This window comes from Hydrogenimonas sp., assembly GCF_029933015.1.
Classification (GTDB): domain Bacteria; phylum Campylobacterota; class Campylobacteria; order Campylobacterales; family Hydrogenimonadaceae; genus Hydrogenimonas.
On record NZ_JAOZOZ010000057.1, the window covers coordinates 1 to 9,965 of the forward strand.

9 protein-coding genes and 1 tRNA gene are annotated in these 9,965 nt (G+C 51.6%); 6 read left to right on the forward strand and 4 right to left on the reverse strand.

Annotation, left to right across the window (positions count from 1 at the left end; genetic code table 11):
* Window positions 1–57: 57 nt before the first annotated feature.
* Window positions 58–134: transfer RNA gene (locus tag Q1K23_RS05355), tRNA-Met, on the reverse strand.
* 67 nt (window positions 135–201) lie between these two features.
* Window positions 202–1,701, reverse strand: coding sequence for a hypothetical protein (locus Q1K23_RS05360; protein ID WP_300363068.1), 1,500 nt, complete (start codon window positions 1,699–1,701; stop codon window positions 202–204).
* Between the two features lie 235 nt (window positions 1,702–1,936).
* Here Q1K23_RS05360 and groES point away from each other — a divergent pair, with 235 nt between their 5' ends.
* From groES to Q1K23_RS05375, 3 genes are all read left to right on the forward strand, one after another.
* Window positions 1,937–2,206, forward strand: a complete 270-nt coding sequence (groES, locus tag Q1K23_RS05365; RefSeq protein ID WP_300363069.1) for a co-chaperone GroES — start codon at window positions 1,937–1,939, stop codon at window positions 2,204–2,206.
* 15 nt (window positions 2,207–2,221) lie between these two features.
* Window positions 2,222–3,859: a chaperonin GroEL gene (gene groL / locus Q1K23_RS05370; RefSeq protein ID WP_300363070.1), complete on the forward strand. Its 1,638-nt coding sequence runs from the start codon at window positions 2,222–2,224 to the stop codon at window positions 3,857–3,859.
* 170 nt (window positions 3,860–4,029) lie between these two features.
* Window positions 4,030–5,733: a GGDEF domain-containing protein gene (locus Q1K23_RS05375; RefSeq protein WP_300363071.1), complete on the forward strand. Its 1,704-nt coding sequence runs from the start codon at window positions 4,030–4,032 to the stop codon at window positions 5,731–5,733.
* Between the two features lie 49 nt (window positions 5,734–5,782).
* On the opposite strand, the gene Q1K23_RS05380 is transcribed toward Q1K23_RS05375, so the two are convergent.
* Complete coding sequence (locus Q1K23_RS05380) at window positions 5,783–6,190, reverse strand: Fur family transcriptional regulator (RefSeq protein WP_300363073.1); 408 nt, start codon at window positions 6,188–6,190, stop codon at window positions 5,783–5,785.
* A 181-nt stretch (window positions 6,191–6,371) separates the two neighbouring features.
* On the opposite strand from Q1K23_RS05380, the gene Q1K23_RS05385 reads away from it, so the two are divergent.
* From Q1K23_RS05385 to Q1K23_RS05395, 3 genes are all read left to right on the forward strand, one after another.
* Window positions 6,372–6,887, forward strand: a complete 516-nt coding sequence (locus Q1K23_RS05385) for a ferritin-like domain-containing protein (RefSeq protein WP_300363074.1) — start codon at window positions 6,372–6,374, stop codon at window positions 6,885–6,887.
* Entirely contained in the window at window positions 6,884–7,531 is a 648-nt protein-coding gene (locus Q1K23_RS05390) for a ferritin family protein (protein ID WP_300363075.1), read from the forward strand. Before Q1K23_RS05385 ends, Q1K23_RS05390 begins: the two co-directional genes overlap by 4 nt.
* 84 nt (window positions 7,532–7,615) lie before the next feature.
* Window positions 7,616–8,647 (forward strand): cytochrome-c peroxidase, encoded by a 1,032-nt coding sequence (locus Q1K23_RS05395; protein ID WP_300363076.1) that lies wholly within the window; start codon window positions 7,616–7,618, stop codon window positions 8,645–8,647.
* Between the two features lie 357 nt (window positions 8,648–9,004).
* Here the strand turns inward: Q1K23_RS05395 and Q1K23_RS05400 are convergent, their stop codons facing one another.
* A complete protein-coding gene (locus tag Q1K23_RS05400; RefSeq protein WP_300363077.1) occupies window positions 9,005–9,544 on the reverse strand; it encodes a Spy/CpxP family protein refolding chaperone in 540 nt (179 codons plus the stop codon).
* Between the last annotated feature and the right edge of the window lie 421 nt (window positions 9,545–9,965).

Genomic DNA, 9,965 nt, shown 5'->3' on the forward strand with positions numbered 1-9,965 from the left:
TTTATACGAGAATGTTTGAAAATCGGAAATTTTTGTTGTGTTCAGGGGATTGAAGAATGGTGGCGGGGGGGAGACTTGAACTCCCGACCTCCGGCTTATGAGACCAGCGCTCTAACCAGCTGAGCTACCCAGCCAACCTCTGTTTGTGGAGCGGTATTTTAACCAAAAACAGAGGTGGTGTCAAGATGCTTCGATGGGGTTTTAGAAAAGTTTTTTCAGAACATCCCCGGCGGGTGATTTTTTGATGTTGTCCGGGAGTCTCTTTTCGAGCTCCTCCTTCGCTTTGGCTTTCATGACCCCTTTGCTGTCGACTTTGATTTCCGGATCGGTCAGTTTGCCTTTGATGACGACGGGCAGAAGCATTTTCCGGATTTTCACGTCGATCTTCGTGTCGATATACTGCTTTTCCAGATCGATCAGGCCGTTTTTGGATGTGATTTCGGTCAGTTTGCTTTTCATATAAAGATCGCTGTGAAGCTTTTTCTTTTCGATCTTCGTGTCAAGCGTCGTGCGTTCGTAGACTTCCCGGGTGATGTCGAAGTTCGCCAGCTGTCGCAGCAGGAAACTCATCTTGTTGGGAAGGATCTGGCCGTTGAGCAGCTCGGCGTGCAGGGTTCCCAGCTGGGTGACGGTGTCGTAGTCGAGATTCATGTTGGCCCGTGAATCGAAGATATGGGGGTAGAGCAGCATATCGGTCAGGGCCACGGTCTGGATGTTTTTGATCTTCACGCTGGCTTTGTTGTTTTTGAAAAGGGCGTCGAAAGCGCCGCCGAGCGTATCTGAGTGGGCCGTCGCCTCCACACCGTTTTTGGCCACTTTCACGTCACCCGTGACGGTGATCTTGCCTTTCATGTGCTGGTTGGTGACGAAGTAGAGATCGTCGAGGTTTGGTACGTGGAGGTTGTAGTCCGTCGTGAGCGAACCGTCGGAAATGTCGTAGGTGAGGGTCTTGCTTTTGAGTCTGGCGATGGATGTAAGAAAGTCGACGTCGGAGATCGCTTTGGTGCCCGCCAGACGGGTATGGATATCCCCTTTGAAGGTCAATTTGGACGGTATGGAGAGGTTGAAATCGTTTTTGACCGGGGCGGGATGGACCAGACCTTTTGTGATTTTTGTGACGACGTTGCCCTTGAGTGCTTTCATGTCGAGACTCGGGATATCGGCATCGATATCGACAAGTCCTTCGGCATAGTCGGGCTGATCGACCATGTGCAGAAGCCTGTCGATGTGCAGGTGGGCGATTTTGGCTTTGAGGTTTTCGGGGTTGAAGTTTCGCAGTGCCAGGTGATAGTCGGTGGCGCTTCCCGCGACATCGCTTTTACCGTCGATATGCATCATTTTCTGATCGCCCTTCACGGTGCCGTGGGTTCTGAATGGGCCGTTGAGCTTCTGTCCGATCAGTTTCTGAAGATTGGCCAGCTCCTTGATGTCGACATCGTAGGTGGCATCGACGGACTGACTCATCAGATTCATCGTGCCTTTGGCCCCGATGTGTGTATCTTCACCGATCTGAAGGGCCACTTCGAAACGGTCGGGACGCAGGACGAAAGTCTGAAGTTTCGTCGGCAGGGGCACCTGGGCCGCGATCTTGCTCTCGATGACGGGCCTCAGGAAGTCGTTGCCGGGCGAGGTAAACAGCACGCCGTAGACAGCTCCTATAAGAAGCAGCAGAAGTACAACGATGGAGACGATGTATTTCATTATATGGATCCTTTCGGGTAGGGTATTTCAGTGGAAATTTCGCAAATTATATCATGAAACGGTCGCCAGAAGTGCACAAAAAATCATTAACTACCATATTGAGCGATATGGACTAAAGAATATATCGTTTAGAGACTAAATAATATGGCGAAACTCTTGACAAAGAAAATTTTTTGGGTTAAAATTTCGGCACTTTAAAAAAGTAATTGCTAAATCAAAATTGAAAGGAGCGTCCATGAGTTTCCAACCACTTGCTAACAGAGTTTTGGTAGAACGTGTCGACGAACCCCAGCAAACAGCATCGGGCATTATCATCCCCGACAATGCGAAGGAGAAACCGCAGGAAGCGATCGTTTTGGAGATCGGACCGGAGGTCGAAGAAGAGGGTCACATCAAAAAGGGTGACAAAGTCGTCTTCGGCAAATACAGTGGTACGGAAATTACCATCGACGGAAAAGAGTTGCTGATTCTCAACAGCGACGACATTCTTGGAATTTTGAAATAAGAGGAGGGTTGAAGAATGGCAGCGAAAGAGATTCATTTTTCAGACAGCGCACGTAACGAGCTTTTCGAAGGTGTGAAGAAACTGGCCGATGCGGTCAAAGTGACGATGGGACCGCGCGGACGCAACGTACTCATCCAAAAGAGCTTCGGTGCGCCCAGCATCACCAAAGACGGCGTGAGTGTCGCCCGTGAGATCGAGCTGGGAGACACCGTCGAGAACATGGGTGCCCAGCTCGTCAAAGAGGTCGCCAGCAAAACGGCCGACGAGGCGGGTGACGGTACGACGACTGCGACCGTTTTGGCCTACAGCATCTTCAAAGAGGGTCTGCGCAACATCACGGCGGGTGCCAACCCGATCGAAGTGAAGCGCGGCATGGACAAAGCGGCCAACGCGATCATCGACGAACTCAAAAAGATCGCCAAAGAGGTCAAAGACAAGAAAGAGATCGCCCAGGTGGCCAGCATCTCCGCAAACAACGACAGCAAGATCGGTGATCTGATCGCCGAAGCGATGGACAAAGTCGGCAAAGACGGCGTCATCACCGTCGAAGAGGCCAAAGGTATCATCGACGAGCTCGAAGTGGTCGAGGGTATGCAGTTCGACCGCGGATATCTGAGCCCCTACTTCATCACCGATACCGAAAAGATGGAAGCGGTACTGGAGAACCCCTATATCCTGTTGACCGACAAGAAAGTCAACAACCTCAAGGATATCCTGCCGGTTCTCGAAGGCATCCAGCAAAGCGGACGCCCGCTGCTCATCATCGCCGAAGATGTCGAGGGCGAAGCGCTGGCGACACTGGTCGTCAACAAACTGCGCGGCATCCTCAACATCGCGGCGGTCAAAGCGCCGGGATTCGGTGACCGACGCAAGGCGATGCTCCAGGATATCGCCACACTGACCGGCGGTACCGTCATCAGCGAAGAGGTAGGACGCACACTCGAGAGCGCTACCGTCGCGGATCTGGGACAGGCCGGACGCGTCGTCATCGACAAGGACAACACGACGATCGTCGACGGCAAGGGCGACAAAGCCGCCGTCGAAGCGCGCATCAAAGAGATCAAGATCCAGATCGAAAATACGACAAGCGACTACGATCGTGAAAAACTGCAGGAGCGCCTGGCCAAGCTGAGCGGCGGTGTTGCCGTCATCAAAGTCGGTGCCGCGACCGAAACCGAGATGAAAGAGAAGAAAGACCGCGTCGACGACGCTCTCAGCGCTACCAAAGCGGCAGTCGAAGAGGGTATCGTCATCGGCGGCGGTGCGGCTTTGATCCGTGCAGCCAGCAAAGTCGATCTGAATCTCGAAGGTGACGAAGCGATCGGTGCGGATATCATCCTTCGCGCCATCAAGGCACCGCTGAAGCAGATCGCCGAAAACGCAGGCTTCGACGCAGGTGTCGTGGCGAACAATGTCATGTGCGCCGAAGACGAAAATGTCGGATTCAACGCGGCCACCGGCGAGTATGTCGATATGCTCGAAGCGGGTATCATCGACCCTGTCAAAGTCGAGCGTGTCGCACTGCAAAACGCCACGAGCGTCGCGAGCCTTCTGCTGACGACCGAGGCGACCGTCAGCGAAATCAAAGAGGAGAAACCGGCCCCGGCAATGCCGGATATGGGCGGAATGGGAGGCATGGGCGGCATGATGTAATGCCGTCCGGTCCGACCGGAAAAGCGACAAGGGGCGGTGGGGGTTTCCCGCCGCCCCTTTTTTTATCGATTCACTCGAAAAATTTCCGAGAGGTCGATAGAATTATCCTTGATTTTATACGAGTGACGGCATAATACACCACAAATTCTATGAAATCTTGAGGTCTGCATGTGAAAAAGCCGTCGGTATCGCTCAAAAGCGTCAATATCATATTCTTTGTCATTCTGGTCTCCTTTGTCGCCCTGATCGGTATCGAACAGTATCGCTACATCAAACGGGAGTTCATGACAGAACTGCAGAAGAGGATCGAGACGAACACCTATCAGCTGCAGGACTATTTCAAGAACAGTTTCGACAGGCTCCATCACGTTTTCAACAAAACCTCCCAGCTCGATTTTCAGAAACTCCAGGAGGTGAAAGAGTATTTCGATACGATCGACAAACCGCTCGAACCCATCCATAAACGTCTCAACGAAAATGTCATTTTCGGAACCTACGACATCTATCTGATCGGTCCGGACAAAGTGATCGTCCGATCCACTTTCCCCATGGATGTGGGAATGGATTTCAAAAATTACGAATATGCCTCCAGGATTTTCGATATGGTTAGAAACGGTGTCATCCCCTATCATCTCTCTACGCCATATTTCTCCTCGGTCTCCAACGATTTCAGAAGGTACCTCCTCACACTATCGAAGCATGGCGACTTTTTCGTACAGATATCCCACAACTACTTCCCGCTGGAGAACGTACGCAACGAAGTGCTGCTTCTCAAAGAGCGCTATCCCCATCTCAAAACGCTGGAGGTGATCTTTTCCAGCAACGACCTGATCAAGAGACTGGACAGAGTCTATCTCGACAAAAAGGATTTTTTCAAGAAGCATGAAAAGGAGAAGGAAGATCTACTTCGGCAGTTCGCCAAAGATCTGCATCTGGATCTGAATATCTCCGGGGCGATGAGAGAGAAAAACCTGATAGAGCTTCTTTTCGGAAAAGAGAGGATCCGATACAGAATCGATCCTGCGTCCAAAACGGCGGCGGTCTATTCACTTTCGGAAAATATTTTCAACGACAGCGTGAACAGAGAGATCATCATCCTCAGATCGATATACGATCTGCACGGTTTCTATGCCGGCTATCACACCCGTCTGACGCGCCTTGGCGTCATCATGGCCCTGAGTTTTCTGATGATCATGGCCATCTTCTTCTTTGTCAAAAGGCTTTTTTCCGATCAGTTGGTGCAGATGGCCGGCGCGCTGAAACACGATCACGATATCGAAACGGGAGATTGTGTCGTCAAGGAGTTCAAGATGGTGTCCGATGCCATCAACAACTATCGGGAAAAACTGAAGCGCAAAAACAGGGAGTTGGAGATGCTCTCCCATACCGATCCTCTGACAGGGGTCTATAACCGGCGCTATTTCGGCAAAATGCTGGAGGAGTATATCTACGAATACCGACGATATGGACGCAGATTCGCACTGCTTGTCTTCGATATCGACAACTTCAAGCAGATCAACGACGAATATGGGCACGATGTGGGTGACGAGGTACTCCGGGAGATCACGAACGTCATCGCCCATGAAATCCGGATGAGCGATCTGCTGTTTCGTATCGGCGGTGAGGAGTTTGCCATACTTTTCGAGCCTATCGATCCCTCGCATGCCGAAAAGATCGCCACAGGGCTTTGTGAAAGCGTAAGAAAGCACAGGTTTCTGAACCGTTTTCATGTGACGATCAGTATCGGTGTCTCCTGCTTCAGAGAGGATGACGATACCTTTTCTCTCTATAAACGTGTCGACTCCTATACCTATCGATCGAAAAAGAGTGGCAAAGACAGAGTGACTGCGGACGAAAAGGAAACGGATGAGTGAAAGAGGAGCCGAAGGCGCGTTCCGGCTCCCGGGAAGTTTGAGATAGGTTCTATCTTTTTTGACAATCCGGGCAGATGCCGCGGAGTGTTATGAAACTCTCATTAATGATGTAACCGCTCACTTTTTCGGCCTCTTCGATGATCTTCTCCGTACCGATGACGATATCTTCGACTTTGTGGCACTTGTCGCATACCATGTGAAGGTGCGGCTCTTTGATCAGTTCGTAGACCGACTTGGTTTCGGGCAGTTTGACCTCCTGGATCAGGCCGCTTTCGATCATCTGGTTGATGTTTTTGTAGATCGTCGCCAGCGAGACACTCGGAAACTCCTTGAGCATCTCCTTGTAGAGATCTTCGATATTGATATGTCCGTGCTTTTCGAGCATCTTGACGATCTTCAACCGTTGAGGCGTCACTTTGAGTTGATGCTCTTTAAGCAGTTCGGCTGTACCTTTCATAAAACATACTCTCCCCATAAATTCTCGGTATTTTACCAAAAAATGTATTTGATAGTTTATACATCAAAATTTTTAACAACAGTGTTAATATACGCAGGTCGACAGGAAAATAATTTTCTTTTAAGAATAAATACGTAATAATTTTCCAAGGAAAAAAATTTTCCAATAAAAGGAGTCAACTATGGCAAAACGTGGCAATTCCATCATCAAGGGTGTGGATATCAAAGAGGTAATCGACCTGCTCAACAGAGCTTATGCGGACGAGTGGCTGGCATACTACCAGTACTACATCGAAAGCAAGGTGATCAAAGGGATCATGAAAGACGCGGCGATCGCCGAACTGGATCAGCACGCCGCCGACGAGCTGCGGCATGCCGGAATGGTAGCCGACAGGATCATCCAGCTGGGAGGTACGCCGATCCTGCATCCCAAAGAGTGGTTCGAAAAAACCAACTGCGGTTATGACGCGCCGGAAAATTTCGATGTGCTCAGGATTCTCGAAGACGCCATCAAGGGCGAGCAGTGCGCCATCGGCGTCTACAGCCAGCTGGCGGAGATGACCCAGGGCAAGGACATCGTCACCTACGACATCGTCAGCCAGATCCTGGCCGACGAGGTGGAGCACGAGGAGGATCTGATGGCTCTACATGAAGATATCAGCGAATTCATCGACCAGGTGAGAGGGAGTGTATCGTGAGACAGTATGAAACCTACAAATGTATGAAGTGCGGCAACGAGGTGGAGGTGCAGCATGTCGGTGGTGGTACGCTGGTCTGCTGTGGCGAGGAGATGGTCTGCACCACCGAAAACCTGACAGCGGTCAACCTGATGAAAGCCTTCGCCGGCGAGTCGATGGCACGCAACAAGTACGAATTTTTCGCCGAGATGGCCAAAGAGGAGGGCTGGCACAGCATCGCCGAGCACTTCGAAGAGGCGGCCCGGAACGAGAAGTACCACGCTCTGGCGGAGTTTCGGGCCTACAACGAGCTGATGCACGGCATCGAACTGCACGAGACGCTCAAAAACCTCGACATCGCCATGGCGGGCGAGCACTACGAGCATACCGAGATGTATCCCAACTTCGCCGCCATCGCCGAAGCGGAAGGCTACAAGCAGATCGCCCGAATGCTCAAAGCGATCGCCAAGGTGGAAGTGGAGCATGAAAGAGAGTACGCGGAGCTTAAAAAGTGCCTCGAAGAGGAGGGCTTTTTCGAAAGCGGTGAAGATGAGTTCTGGGTCTGCGAAGTCTGCGGCCACGTGCACCGGGGCAAGAAGGCACCCAAGGCGTGTCCGCTCTGCAAAGCGCCCAGAGAGTATTTCAAGCGCGAACATCTGTGCTGACAGGCAATAAAATTATTTTATTTAAGGAAAAATATTATCTTTTGAAGATATAATTACACAAATTTTAGAGTGAGGAGAGCAGATATGAAGAAAATGACCGTTGTATTGGGTGTCGTCGCGGCATTCGGTATCAGTGCCGTGGCATCCGACACCCTGATCGACAAAGCCAAACAGGCGGGCCTCAAACCGATTCCAGAGAAGCGATCGGAGCTTTACAAACTGATCGACAACCCCAAAAACCCGATCACCGACGAGAAGGTGGAGCTGGGGAAAAAACTCTATTTCGATCCCCGTCTTTCCAAAAGCGGGCTGATCAGCTGTAACACCTGCCACAACCTGGCCACCGGCGGTGTCGACGGGGTCGATGCGGCCACGGGCCACAAATGGACGGCCAACCCGCATCATCTGAACTCCCCGACGGTCTACAACGCCGTCTTTTTCGACAAGCAGTTCTGGGACGGACGCAGCCCCGATCTGGAAGATCAGGCCCAGGGACCGATCCAGGCGACTCCCGAGATGGCGGCGACCAAAGAGCATGTCGAGCAGGTGGTTCGCTCGATTCCCGAGTATATGAAAGCTTTCAAGCACGCCTACAACGACCCGAAATTCGTCCCGACATTCAAGGACGTGGCCGACGTGATCGCCGTCTTCGAGCGCACGCTGGTGACACCTTCTCGCTACGACGAGTATCTCAACGGCTGTGAGAAGGCACTGACGGCCGAAGAGAAAGAGGGTCTGAAAATCTTCATCGACAAAGGGTGCGCGAGCTGCCACAACGGCGTCGCTCTGGGCGGTACGATGCAGCCTTTCCCGGTCGCCGGCAAATACAAGTACGCCAACGTCGGAGACTTCAAGGGTGACAAGAACGGCATGGTCAAAACCCCGACCCTACGCAACATCCTCGAAACCCGCCCCTACTACCACAACGGCGCGGTATGGGATATCGAAGAGGCGATCAAGATCATGGGCGAAACGCAGCTGGGCGTGAAGATCAGCGATGCGGAAGCCAAAAAGATCAAAGCCTTCTTCGGCGCGCTGACGGGCAAGAAACCCTATGTCCGCTATCCGATGCTGCCTGCCAGTACCGAGAAGACTCCCAAGCCCGACCTTGATTGAAAAAGCCCGTATGGGGCTTTTTCCGTGAACGGGGAATGGGGAACCGTGAACGGGAGAAGGTGGCGGCTTCGCCGCTGCCGTTTCAGTATGCATCAAGCTGACCTGCGTCAGCTTTCTCAACACTCAACACTCAACACTCAACACTCAACACTCAACACTAAGCGCAGCGCATCTCACTACTCACTTTCAATCACAGCAGTGCAAAAGGCTTCTTTCCGGGTTTCGGATGAATTTCGTCGCGTCGTAGATCATTACCAGGCCGTAGAAGATGACGGCGACGGAGGCGATCGTCACCATCGTGTGGCAAAGGTCCGCTACGCGCGGGTCAATCCCCGCGCCCGGGCGGGGAAACGGAGATTATCGGGCAGGAGCGGAAAGGTCTTTGGGTTTGTGGTGCTTTTTGCGACGCTGTTTCATACGGCTGTCGATATAGGCGATCTGTGCGGGTGTCAAAACGGCCCGTGTCTTTTCGATGCAGTCGAGTTGGATTTTGGTGGCTTTCGCTTTCAGTGTGGCGAGTCTGTCGACATCGGCGTAGAGCGTTTCGGCCCTGAGGCCGTTTTTCGTACCGCGGACGATCTTTTTGCGCAGCTGCGCCACCTGCGGCGCGATCTCTCTGATCTGTCGCATCGTTTCGCTGCGAATCGCTTCGAGTTTCCTCTTCTGTTCGGGTGTGAGGGCCAGCGTTTCATCGTTCCACATCTTCTTCACGATCATGGAGTAGTGGGGCAGGCCGTGCTGGATCAGAAAGACCGATTTCATCCCTTTGCGATTTTGCTTCTTCTGTTTCATATGCTTGTGCTGCATATGCTGTGAGCCTTGCATGCCGGGTTGTGCGAAGGCGGCCGTGAGGGTGAGGGCCAGGAGAGCCGGGAACATTGTGACTTTTCCGATCATCGTTCCATCCTTTTTGGAGTGAATTGTCCAATCATCATACCACACTCTTGTGGATATATCGGGGAAGATCGAAATAAAAAAATTGCGAGAAGCTCCTTCTTTGTGTCACATGGCTACTACTCTATCGAAGAGTTTTATCGCCGTTTCCTGCGAGGGAGACGGTTTCAGCCGGCAAAGCCGTAAGAAACCGGTTTCTACGTTTCTTTTCGTTATTCCATGGAACGGATTGTTCGGGTCGCATGATAAGTATACTATCCAAACGGATACGGAAAGTTGCATCACCGAAAATTTTTTCGAAAAGCTAAAGCCATGAAGATGGATGTCGATATGTAAAGCATAATTTTGGTGTTCAAGTTGTTAAAATTTGACAAATATTAAAGGGAGAATGTTTTTCATGTCCAGTGTGGTAGGTTACGTCAAA